This is a genomic window from Rhodococcus sp. NPDC003383 (assembly GCF_053589115.1).
The window spans coordinates 43,443-68,341 of record NZ_JBSFRG010000030.1; the positions used below are offsets into that span (position 1 = coordinate 43,443).

Genomic DNA, 24,899 nt, shown 5'->3' on the forward strand with positions numbered 1-24,899 from the left:
GGAGAACACCGCATCCCACGAGGGCGTCATATAGCGGACGCCCACAAGGAGGCAACTCATGCTCATTTCGCAGCGACCCACGCTGACCGAAGAAGTCATCGCCGACAACCGCTCGAAGTTCGTCATCGAGCCGCTCGAGCCTGGCTTCGGGTACACCCTCGGCAACTCGCTTCGTCGCACCCTGCTGTCCTCGATCCCGGGCGCGGCCGTCACCAGCATCCGCATCGACGGCGTGCTCCACGAGTTCACCACCGTCCCCGGTGTGAAGGAGGATGTCACCGACATCATCCTGAATCTCAAGGGCCTCGTGGTGTCCTCGGACGAGGACGAGCCGGTCACCATGTACGTCCGCAAGCAGGGCCCCGGCACCGTGACCGCGGCTGACATCGTGCCCCCGGCCGGTGTCACCGTCCACAACCCGGACCTGCACATCGCCACCCTGAACGACAAGGGCAAGCTGGAGATCGAGCTCGTCGTCGAGCGCGGTCGCGGCTACGTCCCGGCCGTGCAGAACAAGGCGTCCGGCGCCGAGATCGGCCGTATCCCGGTCGACTCGATCTACTCGCCGGTGCTCAAGGTGACGTACAAGGTGGAGGCGACCCGCGTCGAGCAGCGCACCGACTTCGATCGGCTGATTCTCGACGTGGAGACCAAGAACTCGATCACCGCGCGGGACGCGCTCGCTTCGGCGGGCAAGACCCTGGTGGAGCTCTTCGGTCTGGCTCGTGAGCTGAACGTCGAAGCAGAAGGCATCGAGATCGGTCCCTCGCCCGCCGAGGCCGACCACATCGCCTCCTTCGGACTTCCCATCGAGGATCTGGACCTGACGGTCCGGTCCTACAACTGCCTCAAGCGCGAAGGTGTCCACACCGTCGGCGAGCTCGTGGCACGCACGGAGTCCGACCTGCTCGACATCCGCAACTTCGGTCAGAAGTCCATCGACGAGGTCAAGGTCAAGCTGCACTCGCTCGGCCTGTCGCTCAAGGACAGCCCTGCATCGTTCGACCCGAGCACCGTGGCCGGCTACGACGCCGCGACCGGTACCTGGAGCGACACCGATGCCGGTTCCTTCGGCGACACCGACGGCAACGAGGACTACGCCGAGACCGAGCAGCTGTAGCAGCTCACGGTCCGTTACTAGGAGAAAATCATGCCCAAGCCCAAGAAGGGCGCCCGCTTCGGCGGGTCGGCCTCGCACCAGAAGGCGATCATGGCCAACCTGGCCACCGCCCTCTTCGAGCACGGCCGCATCACCACCACCGAGGCCAAGGCCAAGGCTCTGCGTCCCTACGCGGAGAAGCTCGTCACGCACGCGAAGACCGGCACGCTGGCCTCGCGTCGTGAGGTGCTGAAGGTCATCCGCAACAAGGACGTCGTGCACGCCCTGTTCGCGGAGATCGGTCCGTTCTACGAGGACCGCAACGGCGGCTACACCCGCATCATCAAGACCGTCCCCCGCAAGGGCGACAACGCTCCGATGGCGATCATCGAGCTCGTCAAGGAGAAGACGGTCACCTCCGAGGCCGATCGCGCTCGCCGCGTCGCCGCCTCGCAGGCTGCCGAGGAGAACGTCGTCGAGGCTGTCGAAGCCGACGCGACCGACGCCGAGGTCGAGAACGCGGACGCCGTCGTCGAGGGTATCGAGGACAGCACCGCGACGGCCGCCGACGCCGACGAGGCCAAGAAGGACTAGTCCACTTGGTTTCGGCATCCGCTGATGCGAACGAACCCGTCGTCCCCTCGGGGGACGGCGGGTTCTCCGCATCCGAGCCCGGGGACATCACCCGGCTGCGACTCGACATCGCCTACGACGGCACCGACTTCTCCGGCTGGGCCCGGCAGCCCGGCCTGCGCACCGTGTGCGGAGAGATCGAGGAGAAACTCTCCGCGATCGTGCGCACCCCCGTCCTGCTGACGGTCGCCGGGCGCACCGACGCCGGCGTGCACGCCTCCGGGCAGGTCGCCCACGTCGACGTGCCCACCTCCGCCCTGCCCGACGACCCGTCCCGCTGGGTGCGGCGCCTCGCCCGCTTCCTGCCCAAGGACGTGCGGGTGACCGCGATCTCGATCGCCCCCGAACACTTCGACGCCCGGTTCTCGGCGATCCGGCGGCACTACGAGTACCGCGTCACCACCGCCGTGTACGGGGCGGAGCCGCTGCGCGCCCGCGACACCGTCGCGTGGCCGAAGGCCGTCGACCTCGACGCGATGCAGCGGGCGTCGGCGTCGCTGCTCGGCCTGCACGACTTCGCGGCGTTCTGCAAGCGCCGCGAGGGCGCGACCACCGTCCGCGAACTGCAGCGCTACGAGTGGACCCGGGACGGTGACATCCTCACCGCGCACGTGAGCGCCGACGCGTTCTGCTGGTCGATGGTGCGCAGCCTCGTCGGCGCGGCCCTCGCGGTGGGTGAAGGCCGGCGGACCGTCGAATGGATGACCGGTCTGCTCGACGAACGCGAACGCGCGGCGTCGGTCGCGGTCGCGCCGGCGCACGGCCTGTCGCTCGTCGGGGTGGACTATCCCGCCGACGAGGACCTCGCCGCCCGGAACGCGGCGACCCGCGAGGTGCGCGGCCCGATCGCTCCGGGGTGCTGCTAGGGGGCTTCGCCCCGGTGTGTCGTTGTGGCGGTTGGGGCCGCCACAAAGGCACACGGCCTACCGGGTGGTTGGATACAGCCATGGACGGGACCGAGCCGATCAAGCTGGACATCATCGTGGCGAGCGTGCGCGCGGGACGTGTCGCTCCTGTCGTCGCGAACTGGTTCGCGGACACCGCGCGCCGGCGATCCGAATTCGACGTCGGGATCCTCGATCTCGCCGACACCCCGCTGCCGCAGGATCTGTCCGGGGGAGCCGGGGCCGAGGCGTTCACCCGCCGGATCGGTGCCGCCGAGGCGTTCGTGATCGTCACCTCCGAGTACAACCACGGCTATCCGGCGTCGCTCAAGACCGCGATCGACACCGTCAAACACGAATGGCGCACCAAGCCGGTCGGATTCGTCGCCTACGGCGGGCTGTCCGGAGGGCTGCGGGCCGTCGAGCAACTCCGTCAGGTGCTGATCGAGGTGCACATGGTGCCGGTCCGCGAATCCGTGAGCTTCCACCGCGTCAAGCACGCGTTCGCCGCCGACGGCAGCACCTCCGACGGTGCCGCGATCGATGCGGCCGAACGGATGCTCGACGAGATCGCCTGGTGGGCGCGCACCGTGCGGGCCGGGCGGAAGACCGAACCCTATCCGGGCTGACACGCCCTGATCGGCGACCTCAGCGCGCGGTCGCGGGTTCGGCCGTGCGAGGCCGGCCGATGTGCGCGGTTTCGGCGGCGATGGTCACCAGCGTCAACGCGGTGCGTTGCGAGCCGGCGGTGAGAACCACCCGGTTGCCCACGGCACCCGGCTGCACGAGTGTCAGATCGGGACGCTCGCGCGGCCACTGATCCGGATGGGTGTGCACGTGCAGTGCGGTGACGTGCGGCGGCACGGTCGCCGGTCGCACGCCGTCGTAGACGACCGTGTCGAACTCGACGTCGCCCGGATGACGGCCCGCCAGACGCAGCCGATCCGGACCGGCCGCGCCGTCGAGCAGCGGCTGCCACGCGTGCGGGCGGTCGGTGTGGACGACGACCCGGGCGCCGACCGCGACCGCCCGGAACACGATCTGCAGGGCCAGATACAGTTCCCCGGCCACGTGCACCGAGCGCACGCCCGCCCCCGTCAGCCGCGCGGCGACCGCCTTCCCGGACTCGTCGGATCCGATGAGCTGGCCGCATCCGGCAACCGGCAGCGTCAGCGCGTCGAGATCCGCGGTCGTCAGGGAGCGCAGCATCGTCAGATTCTCGAGTCCCGGCACGGCGAGCGGCAACGCGGCCACGAGAGCGGCACGGTCGCGGCCCCGCACCGGACGCAACCCCGGCGCGGCGAGCGGCTCGGCGGAGCGTGTCGTGGTTCGCACGAGTGCACCGGCCCGGAACCGGTCCGGTGTCGAACCCGGCCGCAGCCGCACCGTCACGGTGGACGACAGCGACGGAAGGGACCAGAACCCGGTCAACGTCGCACGTTCGAGCCGGCGCGCCTCGACGACTCCGCCGCTGTCGAATCCGCCGGGCAACGGGACGTTCCGCCAGTGCCTTTCGAGCTCGGCGGGATCGACACCCCGGGTGATGCGCGCGACCGCGGCATCGATCTCGGAAGAACCGAGAATCCGTGTGCGCAGACCGGATTCACCCAGGATCCGCGCGAGTCGTTGCGCCGCGACCGTGATCGTCCGGGCGGCCCCTTCGGCGCCGCCGCCGCGCCGCGTGACGGCGTCGCGGCACCGGGACACGTCGAGCCGCAACGCAAGTCGTACCGTGCACACCGACGCGGCCGGGAGCGGCCCGACGAGCTGTGCGTAGACCCGGCCGGCCGGCGTCGTGTCGAGGACGCGCCGACCGTGCGCGACGACGTCGATCGCGTCGAGGGCGACGTCGTGGTGCGACAGGCCCCGCGCGATCGCCGCGAGCGGCAGCACCCGGCCCGGCGCGGCACGATCGCGGTCGAGGCGAGCGCTGTCGGCAGGCGGGGGAAGAACTTCGAGTACCGCGCTCAGGCAGCTTCCGTCCCGGATCAGTCCGATACGGTCGGATCCGAGGGGGTGATCGACCGGTCGCCCCGGCCGCCGGTATCGCCCGGTGAAGTACAGCCACAGCACCACCGCGAGGTCGGGCACACCGCGACCGCGGATGCGCACGAGTACCACCGCGGCGACGCACACCGCGACGGCGGCGGCGATCGCCACGGGTGCACCGGCCGCCGCCACGGCCACCCACGTCGCCGCGGCGACACACTGGGCGACGACGAGCCGCACGAGGCCCGTCCCTTGTGCCCGTGCGGATTCCACTCGGTCCATCGCTGTTCCCCCGACTCCGGTCGAGGCGGACCGCAGGGCCCACCCGACATTCCCCGAGCGAACTGTACTGTGTGGCGGCAGGGGGCGTGCGGTACGGGGGAGGAAGCATGGCAGCGCAACCCACCACACGGTGGCAGGTCAGCGGTTACCGATTCCTGGTGCGGCGCATGGAGCATGCGCTGGTCCGCCGGGACGTGCGGATGATCGGCGACCCGATGCGTTCGCAGGCGCGGGCACTCGCGGTCGGCGCCGTCGTTGCCTGTCTCGTTCTCGCCGGGTGCGCGGCGCTGGCGCTGTTCCGGCCACAGGACAAGATCGGCAACGCCGCCGTCGTGATCGGCCGTGACTCCGGGGCGATGTTCGTCGCCGTCGACGGTGCGTTCCATCCGGTGCTCAACCTCGCATCCGCGCGCCTCGTGCTGGGCAATGCGGCCGAACCGGTGGTGGTCGCGGACGAGGAGTTCGCGACGCGTCCGCGCGGCCCGCTCGTCGGCATCCCCGGGGCCCCGTCCGCCCTGACGCACCGCTCCGGCGACGAACCGTGGACCGTGTGCGACACGGTGGAGACCGGAAACCGTTCGACGACAACCGCACTCGTCGTCGGAATACCCGAGTTCGGTGATCGGATCGGCGTCCTCGACGGTGAAGCACTGCTCGTCGCCGCCGGAGGAACGCACTACCTGATCTACGACGGGACGCGAGCGGAAATCGACCTGCACGACCGCGCACTGACCCGCGTGCTCGGCATCGACGAGACGATGGTGCGCCCGGCCGGGGCCGGACTGATCGAGGCGATCCCGGAGGTGCCACGACTGACCGCACCCCTCATCGACGGGGCCGGCACCGAACCCGGTTATCCCATCGACGGACTGACGGTGGGCTCGGTGGTCGCGATGGCCGAGCCGGACGGCCGCCGCTACTACGTCGTGCTGCGTGACGGGGTACAGGAGGTGTCCGAGGCCACGGCCCAGATCATCCACTACTCGGATTCGCAAGGCGCCGCGGAGATTCCGATCGTCCCTCCGGATACGACCAACCAGGCGCCGACGGTGCACGAACTGACGGTCGACACGTTCCCGCGGACCGTCCCGTCGATCGTCGACGCGGCCGACCGGCCCGTCGGCTGTCTGACGTGGCACCCCGTCGACGGTGCCGGCGAGCAGCGCCGCTCGGAACTGACGGTCTCCGCGGGTCGCGCACTGCCGATCCCGGAGGACGCCGTGCCGGTCGGGCTGGCCCAGGCCGACGGTCCGGGCCCGAACGCGGACGCCGTATATGTGCCACCCGGGCGGGGCGCCTACGTGCAGAGCACCTCGATCGTTCCGGACGGCGACCGGCGCGGCTCGCTGTTCTACGTCGCGGACACCGGAGTGCGCTACGGCATCGTCGACGCCGAGTCCGCTGCCGCGCTGGGATTCCCGCAGACGCCGGCCCGCGCACCCTGGCAGATCCTGTCGCTGTTCGCGCCGGGACCGGCGCTGGGGCGCGCGGAGGCGCTCGTCGCCCACGACGGTGTCGCGCCCGACCCGCGACCGGCTCCGATGCGTCCTGCCGGATGAATCCGGCCGACACGAAAGATCGTTCGGTCAGGACGGGTGGCGGGTTCGGCGCCGCAACGGAATCGATGCGAGCACCGCGACCGCGAGCACCCCGCACACACCGCCGCCCGCCGCCACTGCGACGGTGCGCGGCCGGTGGTCCGGCGGCGGGACCGGCCGCGGCGGGTCGACCGGCACGGATGCTGCGACCTCGGTCCGGGCGGCGGGATCGGGGCCGGCGACCGCGGCGAGCGGGTCGATCACACCGTGCCCGACCCGGGGATTCCAGCCTTCGGCGGGGGCGTGCGCGGTCGCCTCGATGCGCGCCGTCACGGCGCGGGCGTCGAGTTCGGGGTGGCGGGCACGCACCAGGGCGACCGTCGCCGCGACCAGCGGTGCCGCGAAACTCGTGCCCGCGATCGGCTGCGGTCCGTCCTGTCCCAGGTAGGCGTCGGTGAGCCCACCGGAGGTGGGATGCAACGACACCACGCCGCTGCCCGGCGCGGCCACATCGACCCACGGCCCCGGCAGGCTGTACGACGACGGGGAGCCGTCCTCCTCGACCGATCCGACGGTGAGCACGTACTCGTCGTACCAGGCGGGTGACGCGATCGTGGTGATCGCGGACCACGGATCGCCGTCCGGTGTCAGCGGATCGACACTGCCGGGATTCGATGAGCGGCACAGGTCTCCGGTGTTGCCGGCCGCCGCGACCACCACCGCGTCGTGGACGTCGGTCGCGTACCGGACGGCGGCGCCGAGCGCGCGATCGTCGAGACCGTCCGCGGCCGCCACGCACGCGACCTCCGAGATGTTGATGACGGTCGCGCCCAGGTCGGCGGCGGTCCGCACCGCTGCCGCCATCGTGCGCACGTCCCCGTAGCCGGGGGAGTTGCGCGCGGTCGCGTCGTCGGGACGGTGGTTGCGGTCGGAGAAGTTCCGGCTGGACTGGCGGATCGCGATCACCTCGACATCCGGTGCGCCCCCGGCGAATCCCGAACCCGGCACCGGCTGTGCCGCGATGAGTCCCGCGACGAGGGTGCCGTGCGCATCGCAGTCGTCGGTGCCGTCTCCGGTGGAGACGTAGTCCCCGCGGGGGGACAGGTTCGGAAGTCGCGGATGCCGCGACACCCCGGTGTCGATCACCGCGACCTTCTGTCCGGCGCCGCGGGTGAGCGGCCAGACCGCCGCGAAGTTCAGGATGCGCTGGGCGGCAGGCGGGTGCGGAGCGTCCGCGGCGTCCCGCACCTGCGTGCACAGGTTGCGTTGTTCGGTCTCGTCCGGCGGCGCCGGCGCGGCGGCCGGCGGTAGCGCTCCCGCGTCGACGATCGGCGGTGCCGAGGTCGCGGGAGCGGCCGTGGCGAGCATCCCGGTGGCGACGAACGCGGCGGTCACGGACAGGGTGTGGGCCCGCACGTCAGATGCCGCGCACGGCGGAGTAGAGCCCGAGAACCCAGCAGGCCAGCGGGACGATCGTCGCCACGACGGCGTACTCGGTGATCTCGGCGAACCGGCGCTGCACCGGTGTGAAGGTGCGTCGAGGGGCGACGATCCCGAAGACCAGGGCCCCGACGAGCAGCACGCTCGCCGCCGAGAACAGCACGATGGGCGGCGCGGCATCGGTGATCGCTGCACCGGCGAGCAGCCCGAGCAGGACGAGGCCGCCGCCGAGCACCAGCGGCGCGGCCGTCTCCGCCCCCGCGTGGGTGCGACCGCGGAACATCAGCGCGATTCCCGAGGCGGCCGCAAGTGCGACACCCGGCCACTCGATTCCGTCACCTGCCCGGGGAATCGCCGCGCACCACGCACCCGCGACGGTCAGGACGACGACGGCATACACGAGGCCGGTGAGATAGGACCGGGCCAGGGCTGCACCGGCTTCGAGTTCGTCGAACGTCGGTGCCGGGTTCGTGTCGTCGGGGTCCGCGACCACCGGATCGAGGGACGTCCCGGGTGCCGGCACCGGTGGAAGCGGCAGCCGCGCGAGCATGATCGCGATCCGCGGCGCGAGCGTTCCGGCGAGCAACCCGGCCAGGACGAGACCGGCCCCGACCGAGGCCACCGGAACCGCTACGTACACCGCGACGGTCGACGCGATCGCGGTCACCGCCGCGACCGTCGCGACCGCGGTGAACGTCGCCGTCCCGACCGCGGCGAGGCGCAGGACCACCACGGCGACCGTCCCGGTGAGGACCGCCCCGAGCAGCAGATGCGGGAGGTCGTAGTCCCCGGGTACGAGGAGCAACCCGGTCGCGAACGCGGCCGGGATCGCACACACCGACAGCAGCAGCGCGACGGCACGGTCGCGGTAGACGCGGTGCAGGACGGCGGCCGCGGCGACGAGCAGCACGGTTGCGATCGCCGTCGCGGCGCCGGCGATCGCGCGCTCGGTCCCGGCCGGGGTCTGCAGCAGCGCCGCCGAACCCACGACGACGGCGAGGACCGCGACGACCGCGGCGACCGACTGCGCGGCCGGCGCCGACCAGCGGCGCAGGCGATCTCGGTCGGCGACCGCGACGTGATACATGACGTCGTCGAACAGCGGTGGCGGCGCGGGCACGGCGGCGTTCTCGAGCACGAGCAGTTCACCGTCCCGGATGCCGTGTTCCTCGAGTGCGAGCGCACCGGACAGCGGCGCCCGGCCCAGCCGCGCGAGGGTCCACCGGTCGGGCTCCACCTGATCGGGGGTGGAGTCGAAATCATTGTCGGTGCGGTGTGCCGCAACCAGATCCACGATCCCGGGTACGAGCAGCGCGACGGGGACACCCAGCGGCAGGGCCAGATCGACCTGGCTGTGCCGGGTCAGCACGGTGATCCGGCACAGGTCCGGAGCGCCGATGCCCCGGCTCGGTTCGGTGCCCGCGCGCGTCGGGTCGATGTGCGTAGCCGTCAACGATGTGTCCCCCCAGTCGCATCGAGTGTTCCGGTCCGGCGCGTCGAATTTCCCCTGCGGACGGACCGAACCCGCCGCAGACGATACGACATCCGAGGGACGGACGCCGGGCGCGGGGCGGGATGCGTTACCCTTCGTCGACCGTGGGACGGCGGGCGCGGGGGCGGCCGTGGGGGACGAAGGCGGTCGGGGGGAGTTTGCCGTGAGTACGGTGCGGTTCGTGCGCAGGGCCCGTCGGGAGGCACCGCGCATCCCGGGCGGTGAGGTGAGTCTGCAAGCGCCACCGGAGATTCCACGCGCGACCCCGGGTAACCTGCTGATGAAGTTGCTGCCGCTGGTGATGGTCGCCGCGATGATCGGCATGGTCGCGTTGATGTTCACCTCCGGGATGGCCCGCAACCCGATGTCGCTGATCTTCCCCGTCATGATGATGGTGTCGGTGCTCGGGATGCTCGCCGGCGGCGGTCGTGGGGGTGGAGCGCGCAGCGCGGAGGCGAACGAGGATCGCAAGGACTATCTGCGGTACCTCGATCAGTTGCGCCGGGACGTGACCGACACCGGTGACCGGCAGCGCCGGGCACTCGAGTGGTCACACCCGGACCCGGCACTGGCCTGGACCCTCGCCGGAACGGTGCGCATGTGGGAACGGCGGGTGACGGATGCGGACTACTGCCATGTGCGCGTCGGCCTCGGCGGTCAACGACTCGCGACACGGCTGATCCCGCCCGAGACCGGTCCGGTCGAGGACCTCGAACCGATTGCGGCCGTGTCGTTGCGCCGGTTCGTGCGCACCCATTCGGTGGTGGCCGCGTTGCCGACCGCGGTGTCGTTGCGGGGTTTCCCCGTGGTCGCGATCGACGGTGACCGGGATGCCGCGCGGCGGCTCACCCGGGCGATGCTGGTGCAGCTGTGCACCTTTCACGGACCGGATGTGCTGCAGGTCGCGGTGGTGTGCGGCCCCGACACCGCGGCGGAGTGGGAATGGGTGAAATGGCTTCCCCACGCCCAGCATCCGGAGATGCGCGACGGAGCGGGAAGCGCGCGGACCGTGTTCGGTTCGATGCTCGAACTCGAGACGGTCTTCGGACCGCAGCTGGCGATGCGCGGCCGTTTCGCGCGCAACGCCCCCGCGGTGGAGGGCGTGCCGCAGATCGTCGTCGTGGTCGACGGCGGCGTCCACGGGTCCGGTTCCGGTGTCTTCGACGACGGCGGGATCGATTCGGTCGTGGTGCTCGATCTGTGCCGGTTCGTGCCTCGGCTCGCCGCGACCCGGGGGCTTCAATTGGTCATCGACGGCAGCGAGTCGGACGGCACGGAATCGGACGGCGGGAATCTGGGTGCCCGGGCGGGCAGCACGGTGGAGACGTTCGCGCGGGCGGACGGACTGAGCGTCGCACAGGCCCAGACCATGGCCCGGTGTCTGGCTCCCTACCGGATCTCCGCGGTGACGGCCGGTGACAACGGAGGTGGCGACGAACGGCCGTCGACCTGGCAGGACCTGCTCGGTCTCGGCGATCCGGCGCAATTCGACCCCGCCCGGGCCTGGGTGCCGCGGCGGGGCCGGGACCGGCTGCGGGTCCCCATCGGTGTGGGTGTCGACGGCGCCCCGGTCGAACTGGATCTGAAGGAAGCCGCGGAGAACGGCATGGGGCCGCACGGATTGTGCATCGGGGCCACGGGCTCCGGAAAATCGGAGTTTCTGCGAACACTCGTGCTGGGCCTGATCGCGACGCACGCACCCGACGCGTTGAACCTCGTGCTCGTCGACTTCAAGGGCGGCGCCACGTTCCTCGGTCTGGACCGGGCACCGCACGTGGCCGCCGTCATCACCAACCTCGCCGACGAACTGGCGATGGTGGACCGGATGAAGGACGCCCTCGAGGGCGAGATGAATCGCAGGCAGGAATTGCTCCGCGCTGCAGGCAATTTCGCGAACGTGGGGGACTACGAGCGGGCGCGGGCGTCGGGAGCGCCGCTGGCGCCGCTTCCCGCGCTGTTCATCGTCGTCGACGAGTTCTCCGAATTGCTCACCCAGCAACCGGATTTCGCTGATCTGTTCGCCGCCATCGGCCGGCTCGGCCGGTCGCTGCACATGCACCTGCTGCTCGCCAGCCAGCGCCTCGACGAGGGTAGGTTGCGCGGTCTCGACAGTCATCTGTCCTACCGGATCGGACTGAAGACGTTCTCGGCGAACGAATCCCGCAGTGTGCTCGGTGTGCCGGACGCCTACCACCTGCCGTCGTCGCCGGGCGCCGGTTATCTCAAGTGCGATTCCGCGGAGATCGTGCGGTTCGCCGCAGCCTACGTCTCCGGCCCCTACGAACCCGGCCGCGCCGCGCACCGGAACCCGGGCACCCGCGGACCCGGTGCGGCCCGGCCCCGGCTGTTCACGGCGCGGGAGGTGCCCACCGAGCTGCCCCCGCCGATGCCGGTCCCCGACGCGACCGTCCCGGACCCGGTGCCGGACGGCCGCACGGTGCTCGACGTTCTCGTCGACCGGGTCCACGGCCACGGCCTGCCCGCGCACGAGGTATGGCTGCCGCCGCTCGACGAGTCACCGAGTCTCGACCGGATCGTGCCGCGGTCGCTGCTGACCGGTGAGACGCTGCGGCACGCCACCCTGCGCACCCCGATCGGCATCGTGGACCGGCCCTTCGATCAGCGCCGGGACCCGCTCGTCGTCGACCTGGCGGGCGCGGCGGGCAACGCCGTGGTGGTCGGTGGCCCCCGCTCCGGGAAATCGACGATGCTGCGCACCCTGATCATGTCGATGGCGATGACCCACACCGCCGAACAGGTCCAGTTCTACTGCCTGGACTTCGGTGGCGGCACACTCGCCGGGCTGGCGGGACTGCCGCACGTCGGCTCGGTCGCGGGCCGGCTCGACGCCGACCGGGTGCGCCGCACCGTCGCGGAGATGACCGGCTTGCTGCGGCGCCGCGAACGGATCTTCGCCGAATGGGGGATCGAGTCGATGGCGCAGCTGCGCCGGCTGCGCGGCGACCGGCTCGTGGACACGTCCGCCGACCCCTTCGGCGACGTCTTCCTCGTCATCGACGGGTGGCCCAGCATCCGGAACGATTTCGAAGCCCTCGAGCATCCGATCGGCATCCTTGCGGCGCAGGGCCTGTCCTACGGGATCCATGTCGTGGTCTCCGCTCCACGCTGGGGGGATGTGCGGCCCGCGATGCGCGACCACCTCGGTACCCGCCTCGAACTGCGCCTCGGTGATCCGGCGGATTCGGAATTCGGCCGGAAGAAGGCGGAGACCGTCCCGGCTAACCGGCCCGGACGCGGCATCGACCGCGAGGGACTGCACGTGCTCTCGGCGCTGCCCCGCGTCGACGGCGGTTCCGATGCGGACGACCTCGGGGCGGCGGTGGCGGCCGCTGTGGACGCGATCTCGGCGGCGACGCCGGGCCGTCCGGCACCGCCGGTGCGGATGCTGCCGGAACTCGTCGAACACCGGGCGCTGCTCGCCGCACTTCCGGCCGGCACCCCCGCGTCGGCACACGCGCCGACGGCGGAGCGGCTGCGGATCCCGATCGGAATCGACGAGGCGGAGCTCGCGCCGGTGTGGCTCGACTTCGCGGAGAACCCCCACCTGCTGGTGTTCGGGGACTCCGGCTGCGGCAAGACCGCGCTGCTGCGGGGGATCTGCCGGGGCCTCATGGAATCGAACACCGGCGCCCAGGCCCGCATCGTCGTCGGCGACTACCGGCGCACCATGCTCGGTGTCGTCGAAGGCGATCATCTCGGGGGATACGCGCCGTCCGCGGCGGTGCTCGCCGCGATGGCCCGGGACCTGGCCGCGGTGTTCGAGAAGCGGCTGCCCGGCCCGGACACCACCCAGCAGCAGCTGCGGGACCGATCGTGGTGGACGGGGCCGGAGGTCTTCGTCGTCGTCGACGACTACGACATGGTCGCCACCTCGAGCCAGAATCCGCTGGCGCCGCTGGTCGAGTACCTGCCGCACGGGAAGGACATCGGTCTGCACCTCGTGATCGCCCGCCGCTCCGGCGGCGCGGGACGTGCGCTGTTCGAACCGGTGATCGGACGGCTGCGCGAGCTGTCGTCGGCGGGTCTGATCATGAGCGGAAACCGCGACGAAGGAGCACTTCTCGGCGCGATCCGGCCGAGCCGGATGCCGCCGGGACGGGGCATCATGGTGCAGCGCAGCGGCGAATCGCTCGTCCAGGTCGCGTGGGTCCCCGAACAGTGAGCCACCCCGACACGCTCGGCCTGCTCCTGGCGCCCGGCCGGGTCTTCGCGCGGTGGGTGGACGTCACGCTCGACTGTCCCGCGCTCGCCGCGGACATCGGCGACGGATTCGTGTTCGCGGAAGCGGCCGCGCGCCGCCCGTCCGAGACCCACCTCGACGTCGTCGCCCGGATCGGGGACCGGCCCGGCACCGAGGACGGCCCCGACCTGACCGGCGCACTGACCGGGCTGGTGCAGTACGCGGCGGCCGCGGTCTCCGCGCCCCCGGACGCGGGCACCGTCACGATGGTGTATCCGACTCGATGGAGCGAACGGCGCCGCGAGATCGCCCACACCGCAGCGCGAAACGTCGCCCGCAACGCCGTCCTCACCGCGGCGGCGGTCGCGGCGCGGCAGGCGGTGACCGCGTCGGCGGTGGAACGCTGTGTCGTCGTCGAGGTGGCGGACGGCGAGATCACCGCGTCGCTGCTCGGAGCGGCCCCGGCGTCGGACATGACGCCGCCCGTCGACCGCACCGCGGTGGACAGCCACCTCGGCGCCACGGATCTGGACACTGCGCACGGTTTCGCGCGCTTCGAGGAACTGATCGGCTCCGTCGCCGGTCCCGTCGATCCGGACGTCCTGATCGTCGCGGGTGTTCCGGGTGAACCGTCCGGCGCAGCGCTGTGCGAGCAGATCCGCGAGCGGCTCGGCCGCGGCATCCGGGTCGTGCCGGTCGCCGCGTCGGAGATGCTCGCCGCTCTCACGGCCCCGTCCGCCGCGGTGGTCCCGGTGTCCACCGTCCCGACGACGGCGCAGTGGCTGGCCGATGTGCGCGCGGCGGAACCGCCACCGCGTCCGCCGGCGCGAGGGTGGGGGGTTCTCGCCGCCGTCGTCGCGACCGTCGCTGTGGCCTGTGGGGTGCTCCTCGGGCGCGACGCGGGAACGATCGCTCCACCGGAGACCGACGCGGTCGCGGAGGAGGCCGGGAGTGCGGTGCCGACCGCGGCGGTGCCGTCGACGCGCGCGCCGTCGACCCGATTCGAACTGGGTCCGGTGCGCATCGAGTTACCCGAGCAGTGGCGGCTCCGGGACATCGGCGACACCGGCGACACCGGCGGTGCACGCACCGGTGGCGGACGCAGCGAACTCGTTCCCGGCGGCGGCGAGGACCGGCGGATCGTGGTGGTGCACAGCCGACTCCGGGACGGCATGGACGAGGCCGCGGTCGCTGGCGTGCTCGAACGCCGGGCTGCCGAACGCGGCGGGATCATCCGCGACCTCGACGCCGACACCACCTTCGGGGACCGGTCGGTCATCGCCTACACCGAAGTGCCCGAAGAGTTCTCGACGGTGCGCTGGTTCGTGGTCGTCGACCGTGGATGGCAGGTCGCGGTGGGCTGCCAGTTCCTGGTGGGGGAGTGGGCCGGGATCGGCAAGGAATGCGAGCAGGCCGTCCACACACTCGCGGTCGAGTAGCGCCGGAACATCCGGCCCGACGAGTTTTCGGTTCGAGGGGAACCGATCGGACACAGGTGACGTCCAACCAGGTGTAGGGCGCAATCCGGCCCGGACCGCAGGGGGAACCGGGTCCGGTCCCGGTGCGGAGAACGAGGAGGGAAACGGAAATGTCCGATGTGCAGGACGGTGGGACGGGCGGTCAGCAGGTTGTCGCCGATGTCGCGGAGATGCTGGGCGCGGCGCAGCAGATCGACAACTCGCGCGAGGTGCTCGGCGACATTCTCGCTCAGCTCAAGACGATCGTCGGGCGGTCCGGCGACGTGTGGGGCGGCGACTCGCAGGAGATGTTCGGGATCGTGATGGCGGACTGGGACAAGGCTTCCCGGAACATGAACGATGCGCTCGAGGAGATCGCCGCCGGTATCCGGACCAACGGGCACTCGTACGAGCAGGCGGTCGAGGAGCAGGCACGCGCGATCGCCGACGTCGGCAGCACCCTCAAGGGCAGCTACACCTGATCGCCACCGCGCGCAGAGTTCGGATCGACAGGGCAGTTCGGATCGACTGAGGCAGGGAGAACAGGACCGTGGTCAAACAGATCAGGCAGGAATTCGCGGGTGTCCATCAGGTGTACAAGGACCTCACCGCGCTGCAGAGCGCGATGAACGACGAGCTCGACACCGTCGGAACGACGGCCGAGCGGTTCGTGCAGACCTGGGACGGCACCGCCCAGGAGGAGTACTACAAGTCGCAGACCAAGTGGAACACCGCTGCCTTCGAGCTGAACTTCATTCTCGGGCAGATCGGCGCGTCGGTCGCGACCGGCAACCGGAACATGGTCGATCTCGAAGACGGGCTCACCCGCCAGTGGGGTTCGAGGTGATGCCTCTGGTCGTGTGACACATCCGTGTGGGCCGCGACGTCCCGGTGGTGGAGAGGCCGCCGGGGCGTCGCGGTTCCGTGCGCCTGCCCGACGGGCTGTTTTGACCGCCCCGTGGCCGGACCGGTATCGTGTCCGTTTGGCGTGTCGTGCGCTGCCGTGGCCTCGTGCCCGGTGGACGTCGCTTCTCGGGTCTCAACTGGCCGCCGAGGGTGATCATCGGCGATGCGCGGGCCAGCAGCGAAACGATAGACGAGGAAGATCTGTGTCTACGTACACACCGAAGGCCGGCGACGTGACCCGCCAGTGGCACGTCATCGACGCCACTGACGTGGTGCTCGGCCGCCTCGCGGTGCAGGCGGCGAACCTGCTCCGCGGCAAGCACAAGCCCACTTTTGCTCCGCATGTCGACGGCGGTGACTTCGTCGTCATCATCAACGCCGACAAGGTTGCCATCTCCGGCAACAAGCGGACCGACAAGTTCCTCTACCACCACTCGGGCCACCCGGGTGGTCTCCGCGCGCGTTCGGTGGGCGAGGTTCTCGACAAGAACCCCGACCGCCTCGTGGAGAAGGCCGTCACCGGCATGCTCCCGAAGAACAAGCTCGGCCGCGCCATCGCGAAGAAGCTGAAGGTCTACGCGGGCCCGAACCACCCGCACGCCGCGCAGCAGCCGGTTCCGTTCGAGATCAAGCAGGTGGCCCAGTGACTGAGCAGAACGTGAACGAAGAGTACGGCGACGACTCGGTCGAGAACGTGGTCGAGGAGTACGCGGTCGACGAGGTCGCCGCTGCGCCCGCCCCGATCGTGCTCGACCGTCCGGTCCAGACCGTCGGCCGCCGCAAGGAGGCCGTCGTCCGCGTCCGCCTCGTGCCCGGCTCCGGCAACTTCGTGCTCAACGGCCGCACCATCGAGGACTACTTCCCGAACAAGGTGCACCAGCAGCTCGTGAAGTCCCCGCTGGTCACCGTCGAGCGCACCGAGTCGTTCGACATCCACGCTCGCCTCACCGGCGGCGGCCCGTCCGGCCAGGCCGGCGCGCTGCGTCTCGCCATCGCGCGTGCGCTGATCGAGGTCTCGCCCGAGGATCGTCCGGCTCTCAAGCGCGCCGGCTTCCTCACGCGTGACGCCCGCGCCACCGAGCGCAAGAAGTACGGCCTGAAGAAGGCCCGCAAGGCACCTCAGTACTCCAAGCGCTGATGTGTTGCCGACGCTGACCCCGTGGTCGGCCTCGGCACCTGTTCGACCACGAGAGCAGGCGCCGGTAGAGAACTCCTACCGGACGCCTGCTCTTGTGCATTCCCGCCCTGTTCGCTCGGGCGGTTCTCCCGGCGGGGGCTCGCCGGATCTACGACACGAGAGGTTGTCCATGGGGCGGTTGTTCGGTACCGACGGTGTTCGCGGTCTTGCGAACGCGAAGTTGACGGTGGAACTCGCCGTCCGGATCGCAGGTGCCGCGGCCGCGGTGCTCGCGGCCGGTACCGACGGGCGCAGACCGGTCGCGGTCGTGGGCCGGGACCCCCGCGCGAGCGGCGAGATGCTGGACGCGGCCGTGACCGCGGGCCTGACCGCCGCCGGTGTCGACGTGCTGTCGGTCGGGGTGCTGCCGACCCCCGCGGTCGCCTACCTGACGGACGCCTACGCCGCCGACCTCGGGGTGATGATCTCCGCGTCGCACAATCCCATGCCGGACAACGGCATCAAGATCTTCGCGGCCGGCGGCCACAAACTCGAAGACGCCGTCGAGGACCGTATCGAGGCGCTGCTGCACGGCGAGCAGACGCCCGAGCGGCCCACCGGTGCCGGCATCGGACGGGTCCGCGTCGCCACCGACGCGACCGCCCGCTACCTCGAGCATCTGGCCGGCGCGACCACAGCCCCGCTCGCGGGCCTGAAGGTCGTCGTCGACTGCGCCCACGGCGCGGCCTCCCGGGTCGCTCCTGCCGCCTACGCCGAGGCCGGTGCGACGGTCATCGCGATCGGTGCGGAACCGGACGGCCTCAACATCAACGACAACTGCGGATCCACGCACCTCGACGCGTTGCAGAAGGCCGTCGTCGAGCACGGCGCCGACCTCGGGCTCGCGCACGACGGGGACGCCGACCGCTGCCTGGCCGTCGACGCCGCCGGGTCGATCGTCGACGGTGACGCGATCATGGCGATCCTCGCGCTGGCGATGCGCGACAGCGGGGAACTGCACGAGAACACGCTGGTCGCGACGGTAATGAGCAACCTCGGTCTGCACCTGGCGATGCGGGAGGCCGGTATCACGGTCGTGACCGCCGGGGTCGGTGACCGTTACGTCCTCGAGGAACTGCGGCGCGGCTCGTTCAGCCTCGGCGGCGAACAGTCCGGCCACATCGTCTTCCCCTCCCACGGCACGACCGGTGACGGGGTGCTGACCGGTCTGCGTCTGATGGAGCGCATGGCGGTCACAGGCTCGGCCCTCGCGGACCTCGCGTCGGTGATGCGGACCCTGCCTCAGGTGCTGATCAACGTGCCCGTCTCCGACAAGACGGCGGTCGCGGGCCACCCCGCCGTCGTCGAGGCTGTTGCCGCCGCCGAGCACGAACTCGGCGACACCGGCCGGGTGCTGCTGCGTCCGTCCGGTACCGAACAGCTCGTGCGCGTCATGGTCGAGGCGGCCGACGACACCGTGGCGCGGGTCCTCGCCGATCGTCTGGCCGACGCGGTCGCCGCAGTCTGAGTCGCTCCGGTCCGAGGGGAACCGACGACCCCGCGCCTGCGTCCAATCCCTACGACGGCCCTGCCACGGTGGCGGTGCCGCGGGGGAGGTGCGCGTGGGGCACGGGAGAACGAACGCCGACGGCGTGCGGGTGGACGTGCCGGAGGTACGTGCGATCGCGGCTGGTCTCGGTCGCGCGGTGGCCGGCACCGAGCGGCAGTGGCAGCGTGCGCTGGGGGGACTCTGCTTCGATGCGGGTGCCGCGGGCCCGGGTTATCGCGGTCGCGGGGATGCGGTGGACGCGGGCTACCGTCGGCTGCGCCGGGTGCTCGAGGCGTGGTCCGACGAAGCGACCGGCGTCGCCGACCTCCTGGGTCGTACCGCCGACGGCTACGGGTACGAGCTGGATCGGCAGGTGACTGCGCTCACCGGGATCGACGCCGACGTGCGAGGCCCGCGGTGAGCGGTCCCGCCGGTATCGACGACCTGCTCGACGCCGGTGCCGTCGGTCTCCGGTTCTTCGCCGAGTTCCTGCCGCGCGCACATCGGATCGGTGCGGCGTCGACCGTCACGATGTCCGATCTGACGGACCGATACGACGCGCAACGCGGACTCGACGTCACGCGGCTCGCGTCCGACGCCGACGCCGTGCGCACGGTGTGGTCGGTGCTCGGCACGGGCGTCGACGAGCAACGCGATCGGCTCGCGTCGGTGCCGGCGGTGTGGGAGGGCGGCGCGTCGTGCTCCGCGTCCGACCCGCTCGCCGCCCACCTCGAACGGTCACGACGGCTGCACGACACGGTCGGTGTCCTCGCGCACACGCTGGCCGCGGCGGCGAGCGCGATCGGCGCGATCGTCGACGAAAAATCAAGGGCTGCAGCGACATTCGCCGACCCGGTGATCGGAGGTCTGGGTCCGGCGGACGTCGACGCGGTTCTCGCCGGGGCATCGGGGGCGGGCACCGGCCCCACCGGCGAACAGCTCGCCCGCTGGTCCACCGGCCTCGCCGAAGGGGATTCCGCGGCGGTCGCGCAGTGGTGCAGCCGTTGGTTGCACGAGGTGTTCGTTCCGGGAGTCGAGACCGCGGCCGCCGTGTTCGGCGGCCTGTGCGACGACGCCGACCGCGCGATCGGTGCGGTGTTCGACGAACTGGCCCGCGCGTTCGACGATCTCGACGAGCACCGGTTCCCCGGAGTCGGCACGGACCTGTCGTCGGCCGGCCGCAGCGCCTCCGAAGCCCACGACGCCCACGAGACCCGCGACATCGTGCCTGCCTGGGGATCGCCCGGCGCTACACCGGCCGACATGCTGCGGGCCGGGGTATCGCTGGTCGAATCGGGCCTCGAACTGGCCACGGCGGTCGGGGAGCTGACCGGGGCCGTCGTGGAGCTTGCAACGGCTGTCGTCGAGGCAGTGACAGAGAGGGCCGAGGCAGTGACAGAGAGGGCCGAGGCAGCGACCGACATGGTCGAGGCAGCTACGGGCGAAGTCCCGGACCACGCGGTGGTCGTGCCCGACCCGGCACCCGAACCGCAATCGGCAACAGTTCCGCCGACGGACCCCGCCCCGCCCGCCGAGGTGGTACCGCCGCCGGAACAGCCGACACCATCAGCGGTTCCTGCCACGCCCGCGGACGTCCTGCGCGCGGTCCCGGCCGCAGAAGAATCACCGGCGGCGACCACCGTCCCCGGACCCGGGGTGCCGGGTCGGGCCGGTGCCGTGGCCAGGGACGATCGTGAGGCTGCCGATCGTGAGGCTGCCGATCGCGGTCCCGCGGAATCCGCCGAGCAGGTGCCGGACGGCGGCGTGGTCCTTTCCGAGGCGGGTCCGCTGTGAACGCGGAGATCGAGCGGATCGTCGCCGCGTACCGCCGAGCGGCCGGTCGTCGGCTCGGCGACCTCGAGGAGGTCCGCAGGCCACGGCAACTGCCGGCGCCACCGCCTCGGTCCCGAGAGGTGGAGCCGGAGCCGGAGAGCGAGGAGCCGTACTACCGCCCCAAGAGCTGGCTGATCTGAGTCACCGGATCGGATTCGATCAGCGACGGATCCGCGATCACTTCGGACCCCGGAATCTCCGCTTCCGGATCCGAGAAGCACGCGTAGGTCTTGTCGCCGGTCAGGCGATGCAGCAGGAAACCGGTGAGCAGCGCGCGGGTGCGTTGCTGCGTGCGGCGCTCACCTCCGCCGAGCCCGAGGAACGACAGCAGTTTGCGGCCCTCGACGAGGCCCTCGTCGGAGGCCTTGTGCACCGACCGCAACAGCACCTCGCCGCCCCATGCCTTCGCGACCGCGACCGCGTCGCTGTTCATCGATCCGAGGCTCTTCGCGCCGACGAGGACCAGACCGGGCGCATCGACCCGGGTCGCGACCGCCGCGGCGGACGGGGCGGTCGGGGCCGGGAACAGTGCCGCCACCGCCGCCACGTCACGACGGGACGCGGCCAGCACCGCCGCGCCCGCGCCCAGTCCGTGGCCCGCCAAGGCGACCCGGTCGGGGTGCACGCTGATCCGGCCCGTGCCCAGCCGGACGCTCGTGCAGATGTCGAGCACGGTGATGAGATCGGTGGACAGACCCAGCGCCGACGGAACCGGACCGCGCTCGGTGTTCGGTGCCGCGGCGACGATGCCCCACGACGCGAGATGTTCGAGCAGGCCCGAGTAGCTTGCGGTCCCGCTCAGCCAGCCGTGACCGAACGCCACCGCGGGCAGTCCGAATCCTTCGGCGGGGGTGTATACGACGCCTGGCTGACCCGCCAGCGCCAGGTCGCCACGCAGGACCGAATGGGGTCCGCGCCGGGAAAGCTGCTGAGCCAAGGATTTCGGGTTCGCCGCCACGGCGTGAACGTTAGCCGATCACCCGCCGACCCGGTACGGCACCGGCCGTGACCCGGGCCATTGCGTTCCCGACGAGTTGTCGGCGCCGGGTCGTCGACCAGTACCCTGCTAACCATGTGCGGAATCGTGGGTTATGTCGGGCACCGCAATGCTCTCGACGTCGTGGTGGAGGCACTGCGGCGTATGGAATACCGAGGTTACGACTCGGCGGGCATCGCAATCCTGGACGGTCGCGGCGGATTGGCCGTCGAACGGAAGGCCGGGCGGCTGGCGAACCTCGAAGCCGAGCTCGACGAGGTCGGCCGGGACCGCTTCGCGGGCACGGCCGGCATGGGCCACACCCGCTGGGCGACCCACGGACGCCCCACCGACCGCAACGCGCACCCGCACCGCGACAAGACCGGCTGCGTCGCGGTCGTCCACAACGGCATCATCGAGAACTTCGCGCCGCTGCGCGCCGAACTCGAGCACGCGGGCGTCGAACTGGCGTCCGACACCGACACCGAGGTCGCCGTGCACCTGGTGGCCCGCGCCTACGCCGAGGGGCCCACCGCCGGGGACTTCGTCGAGAGCGCCCGCAGCGTGCTGCGCCGGCTCGAGGGCGCCTTCACGCTCGTGTTCGCGCACGCCGATCAGCCCGGCACGATCGTCGCGGCCCGGCGATCCACGCCGCTGGTCGTCGGTGTCGGCGACGGCGAGATGTTCATCGCCTCCGACGTCGCGGCGTTCATCGAGTTCACCCGCGACGCCGTCGAGCTGGGCCAGGACCAGGTCGTCGTCATCACCAAGGACTCCTACGTGGTGACCGATTTCGACGGCAACACGGACGTGCCGACGCAGCCGTTCACGATCGACTGGGATCTCGCCGCCGCCGAGAAGGGCGGTCACGACTACTTCATGCTCAAGGAGATCGAGGAGCAGCCCGAAGCGGTCGCGGACACGCTGCGCGGGCACTTCGTCGACGGGCGCATCGTGCTCGACGAGCAGCGGCTGTCCGATCAGGAACTGCGTGAGATCGACAAGGTGTTCGTCGTCGCGTGCGGCAGTTCCTACCATTCCGGTCTCGTCGCCAAGTACGCCATCGAGCACTGGACCCGCCTGCCCGTGGAGGTGGAGCTGGCGTCCGAGTTCCGCTACCGCGACCCTGTGCTCGACCGATCGACGCTGGTCGTGGCGATCTCCCAGTCCGGTGAGACCGCCGACACCCTCGAAGCCGTCCGGCACGCGAAGGAGCAGAAGGCGCGGGTGCTCGCGGTGTGCAACACCAACGGCGCGCAGATCCCGCGGGAGGCCGACGCCGTGCTCTACACCCGCACCGGCCCGGAGATCGGCGTTGCGTCGACGAAGGCGTTTCTCGCGCAGATGGCGGCGAACCTGCTCGTCGGCCTGGCGCTGGCGCAGGCCCGCGGCACCAAGTACCCCGACGAGGTGGCCCGCGAGTACGAGGATCTCGCGGCGATGCCTCCGCGCATCGCGCAGCTGCTCACCACGATGGAACCGGTGCGCGAGCTCGCCCGGGAACTGTCGGCGTCTCCGGCGGTGCTGTTCCTGGGCCGTCACGTCGGCTATCCCGTCGCGCTCGAAGGTGCCCTCAAGCTCAAGGAACTCGCGTACATGCACGCGGAGGGCTTCGCGGCCGGTGAGCTCAAGCACGGCCCCATCGCGCTCATCGAGGACGGCCTGCCCGTCATCGTGGTGATGCCGTCCCCGAAGGGACGGGCCGTGCTGCACAGCAAGCTGCTCAGCAATATCCGGGAGATCCAGGCGCGCGGCGCCCGCACCGTCGTCATCGCCGAGGAGGGCGACGAAACCGTGCGCCCGTTCGCCGACCATCTCATCGAGATCCCGTCGTCGCCGTCGCTGCTGCAGCCGCTGCTGTCGACGGTTCCGTTGCAGGTCTTCGCCGCCGAGGTCGCGCAGGCACGCGGTTACGACGTGGACAAGCCCCGCAACCTGGCCAAGTCCGTGACGGTCGAATAGACCCGCGCTCCGATCGGAGGGGTGATGCGCAGCTACCACCCGTGCGACCGGGTCCGGGCCGCGGAGGCCCCGCTGCTCGCGTCGCTGCCCGAGGGCACGCTCATGCGCCGGGCCGCACACGGTCTCGCTCGCGTCGCCGCCGCGGAACTGCGGTCCCGCACCGGCGGGATCGCAGGGCGGCGCGTGGTCCTGCTCGTCGGGTCCGGCGACAACGGTGGTGACGCACTGTGGGCGGGAACGTTCCTGCGCCGCCGCGGCGTCGCGGTGACCGCGCTGCTGCTCGCCCCCGACCGGGCCCACCCCGGCGGACTGTCCGCGTTGCGGACCGCCGGGGGACGTGTGGCCCCGGCGGTCCCGGAGTCCCTCGGCGACCCCGATCTGGTGCTCGACGGCATCGTCGGCATCTCCGGCCGCGGTCCGCTGCGTCCGGTGGCCGCGGCGCTGGTCGACGCGATCACCGCCCCGATCATCGCCGTCGACACCCCCAGTGGTGTCGACCCGGACACCGGCGCCGTCGACGGCCCGGCCGTCACCGCTGCGGTCACCGTCGCGTTCGGGGCCCTCAAACCGGTGCACTCGCTCGCCACGGCGCGGTGCGGCCGCGTCGAATTCGTCGACATCGGCCTGGACCTGCCGGTGTCGGACCTGGTCGCCGCCGAACCCTCCGAGATCGGCGCGATCTGGCCGGTGCCGGGGCCCGACGACGACAAGTACAGCCAGGGCGTCGTCGGCATCGTCGCAGGCAGCGCCACCTATCCGGGTGCCGGTGTGCTGTGCGCCGGCGCCGCGGTCGCGGCGACCTCCGGCATGGTCCGGTACGCCGGGACCGCAGCGGATGCGGTCCTCGCCCGGTATCCCGAGGTCGTGGCGGCACCGTCGTTCGCCGCGGCCGGCCGCGCGCAGGCCTGGGTCGTCGGTCCGGGCGCCGGCACCGACGAGACGGCCGCGCGCACCCTGCGGGACGTGCTGGCCACCGACCTGCCCGTGCTCGTCGACGCGGACGGACTGACACTGATCGCGCGGGACCCCTCCGTGGTGCGCGACCGCCCGGCTCCGACCCTGCTCACCCCGCACGCGGGGGAGTTCGCCCGGCTGACCGGGTCGAGGCCGGAGCCGGACCGGGTGGCCGCTGTGCGAGCGCTCGCCGCGGACTGGCAGGTCCACGTGCTCCTCAAGGGCCGGGCCACGCTGATCGCCCGTCCGGACGGGCACGTGTTCGTCAACGACGCGGGTGGTTCGTGGGCGTCCACCGCGGGCGCAGGCGACGTGCTGTCCGGTCTGATCGGGGCACTCATGTCGGCGGGTATGGCACCGGATCTCGCCGCTGCGGCCGGTGCCCGGGCGCACTCGCTCGCCGCGAACCTCGCCGCCCGTGACGGAGTGGGCGCCGCCCCGGTGTCCGCGAGCGCGATCCTGTCGCAGGTCAGGGCCGCGGTGCGCACGCTGCGCCGGTATTGACGCCGGACCGGCGTGGTGGTCATATATGTCCGAATTGTGATCGGAACGCCACCACCAGCGCGCGGCGCGCGAATCGGGCAGTG

21 protein-coding genes are annotated in these 24,899 nt (G+C 71.4%); 17 read left to right on the forward strand and 4 right to left on the reverse strand.

Annotated elements, in window-relative coordinates:
• The first annotated feature begins 58 nt into the window (after positions 1-58).
• The 4 genes from ACWDTS_RS22490 (at position 59) to ACWDTS_RS22505 (ending at position 3,245) form a co-directional block, all read left to right on the forward strand.
• Positions 59-1,120, forward strand: coding sequence for a DNA-directed RNA polymerase subunit alpha (locus ACWDTS_RS22490; RefSeq protein ID WP_197257027.1), 1,062 nt, complete (start codon positions 59-61; stop codon positions 1,118-1,120).
• A 30-nt stretch (positions 1,121-1,150) separates the two neighbouring features.
• Positions 1,151-1,693 carry a 50S ribosomal protein L17 gene (gene rplQ, locus ACWDTS_RS22495; RefSeq protein ID WP_197257025.1) on the forward strand — a complete coding sequence of 181 codons (543 nt, stop codon included), beginning with the start codon at positions 1,151-1,153 and terminating at the stop codon, positions 1,691-1,693.
• A 5-nt stretch (positions 1,694-1,698) separates the two neighbouring features.
• Positions 1,699-2,598 carry a tRNA pseudouridine(38-40) synthase TruA gene (gene truA, locus ACWDTS_RS22500; protein ID WP_231611645.1) on the forward strand — a complete coding sequence of 300 codons (900 nt, stop codon included), beginning with the start codon at positions 1,699-1,701 and terminating at the stop codon, positions 2,596-2,598.
• An 80-nt stretch (positions 2,599-2,678) separates the two neighbouring features.
• The gene (locus tag ACWDTS_RS22505; RefSeq protein ID WP_450109309.1) at positions 2,679-3,245 is read left to right on the forward strand and encodes an NADPH-dependent FMN reductase; all 567 of its coding nucleotides are present in this window, start codon (positions 2,679-2,681) and stop codon (positions 3,243-3,245) included.
• Positions 3,246-3,264: 19 nt separating this feature from the next.
• On the opposite strand, the gene eccE is transcribed toward ACWDTS_RS22505, so the two are convergent.
• On the reverse strand, positions 3,265-4,887 hold the full coding sequence (gene eccE / locus ACWDTS_RS22510; protein ID WP_450109310.1) for a type VII secretion protein EccE: 1,623 nt from the start codon (positions 4,885-4,887) through the stop codon (positions 3,265-3,267).
• Between the two features lie 107 nt (positions 4,888-4,994).
• On the opposite strand from eccE, the gene eccB reads away from it, so the two are divergent.
• Complete coding sequence (gene eccB / locus ACWDTS_RS22515) at positions 4,995-6,446, forward strand: type VII secretion protein EccB (protein ID WP_450119060.1); 1,452 nt, start codon at positions 4,995-4,997, stop codon at positions 6,444-6,446.
• Positions 6,447-6,473: 27 nt separating this feature from the next.
• Here eccB and mycP read toward each other — a convergent pair whose 3' ends face one another.
• The gene (gene mycP, locus ACWDTS_RS22520; protein ID WP_450119074.1) at positions 6,474-7,793 is read right to left on the reverse strand and encodes a type VII secretion-associated serine protease mycosin; all 1,320 of its coding nucleotides are present in this window, start codon (positions 7,791-7,793) and stop codon (positions 6,474-6,476) included.
• Positions 7,794-7,842: 49 nt separating this feature from the next.
• Complete coding sequence (gene eccD, locus ACWDTS_RS22525; RefSeq protein WP_450119061.1) at positions 7,843-9,318, reverse strand: type VII secretion integral membrane protein EccD; 1,476 nt, start codon at positions 9,316-9,318, stop codon at positions 7,843-7,845.
• Between the two features lie 202 nt (positions 9,319-9,520).
• Between eccD and eccCa the strand changes: the two genes are divergently transcribed.
• The 10 genes from eccCa to ACWDTS_RS22575 all read left to right on the forward strand — a co-directional run bounded on the left by eccCa (position 9,521) and on the right by ACWDTS_RS22575 (position 20,560).
• A complete protein-coding gene (gene eccCa, locus ACWDTS_RS22530) occupies positions 9,521-13,540 on the forward strand; it encodes a type VII secretion protein EccCa (protein WP_450119062.1) in 4,020 nt (1,339 codons plus the stop codon).
• A complete protein-coding gene (locus ACWDTS_RS22535; protein ID WP_450119063.1) occupies positions 13,537-14,997 on the forward strand; it encodes a type VII secretion-associated protein in 1,461 nt (486 codons plus the stop codon). Before eccCa ends, ACWDTS_RS22535 begins: the two co-directional genes overlap by 4 nt.
• Positions 14,998-15,146: 149 nt before the next feature.
• Positions 15,147-15,497, forward strand: coding sequence for a WXG100 family type VII secretion target (locus ACWDTS_RS22540; RefSeq protein ID WP_248676422.1), 351 nt, complete (start codon positions 15,147-15,149; stop codon positions 15,495-15,497).
• 68 nt (positions 15,498-15,565) lie between these two features.
• Entirely contained in the window at positions 15,566-15,862 is a 297-nt protein-coding gene (locus ACWDTS_RS22545; protein ID WP_450119064.1) for a WXG100 family type VII secretion target, read from the forward strand.
• A 262-nt stretch (positions 15,863-16,124) separates the two neighbouring features.
• Positions 16,125-16,568 carry a 50S ribosomal protein L13 gene (gene rplM / locus ACWDTS_RS22550; RefSeq protein ID WP_197252551.1) on the forward strand — a complete coding sequence of 148 codons (444 nt, stop codon included), beginning with the start codon at positions 16,125-16,127 and terminating at the stop codon, positions 16,566-16,568.
• An 11-nt stretch (positions 16,569-16,579) separates the two neighbouring features.
• Positions 16,580-17,059 carry a 30S ribosomal protein S9 gene (gene rpsI / locus ACWDTS_RS22555; protein ID WP_374068702.1) on the forward strand — a complete coding sequence of 160 codons (480 nt, stop codon included), beginning with the start codon at positions 16,580-16,582 and terminating at the stop codon, positions 17,057-17,059.
• Positions 17,060-17,228: 169 nt separating this feature from the next.
• Positions 17,229-18,566 carry a phosphoglucosamine mutase gene (gene glmM / locus ACWDTS_RS22560; protein WP_450119065.1) on the forward strand — a complete coding sequence of 446 codons (1,338 nt, stop codon included), beginning with the start codon at positions 17,229-17,231 and terminating at the stop codon, positions 18,564-18,566.
• Positions 18,567-18,660: 94 nt separating this feature from the next.
• The gene (locus tag ACWDTS_RS22565) at positions 18,661-19,008 is read left to right on the forward strand and encodes a hypothetical protein (RefSeq protein WP_450119066.1); all 348 of its coding nucleotides are present in this window, start codon (positions 18,661-18,663) and stop codon (positions 19,006-19,008) included.
• On the forward strand, positions 19,005-20,381 hold the full coding sequence (locus ACWDTS_RS22570) for a hypothetical protein (RefSeq protein WP_450119067.1): 1,377 nt from the start codon (positions 19,005-19,007) through the stop codon (positions 20,379-20,381). Before ACWDTS_RS22565 ends, ACWDTS_RS22570 begins: the two co-directional genes overlap by 4 nt.
• Positions 20,378-20,560 carry a hypothetical protein gene (locus tag ACWDTS_RS22575; RefSeq protein WP_450119068.1) on the forward strand — a complete coding sequence of 61 codons (183 nt, stop codon included), beginning with the start codon at positions 20,378-20,380 and terminating at the stop codon, positions 20,558-20,560. The genes ACWDTS_RS22570 and ACWDTS_RS22575 overlap by 4 nt, the downstream gene beginning before the upstream one ends.
• Here ACWDTS_RS22575 and ACWDTS_RS22580 read toward each other — a convergent pair.
• The gene (locus ACWDTS_RS22580; RefSeq protein ID WP_248676420.1) at positions 20,533-21,378 is read right to left on the reverse strand and encodes a dienelactone hydrolase family protein; all 846 of its coding nucleotides are present in this window, start codon (positions 21,376-21,378) and stop codon (positions 20,533-20,535) included. The two genes, ACWDTS_RS22575 and ACWDTS_RS22580, sit on opposite strands and share 28 nt — an antisense overlap.
• Positions 21,379-21,492: 114 nt before the next feature.
• Between ACWDTS_RS22580 and glmS the strand changes: the two genes are divergently transcribed.
• Both glmS and ACWDTS_RS22590 read left to right on the forward strand, forming a co-directional pair.
• Positions 21,493-23,358, forward strand: a complete 1,866-nt coding sequence (gene glmS / locus ACWDTS_RS22585) for a glutamine--fructose-6-phosphate transaminase (isomerizing) (RefSeq protein WP_197250656.1) — start codon at positions 21,493-21,495, stop codon at positions 23,356-23,358.
• Between the two features lie 24 nt (positions 23,359-23,382).
• A complete protein-coding gene (locus ACWDTS_RS22590; RefSeq protein ID WP_450119069.1) occupies positions 23,383-24,816 on the forward strand; it encodes an NAD(P)H-hydrate dehydratase in 1,434 nt (477 codons plus the stop codon).
• Positions 24,817-24,899: the final 83 nt, after the last annotated feature.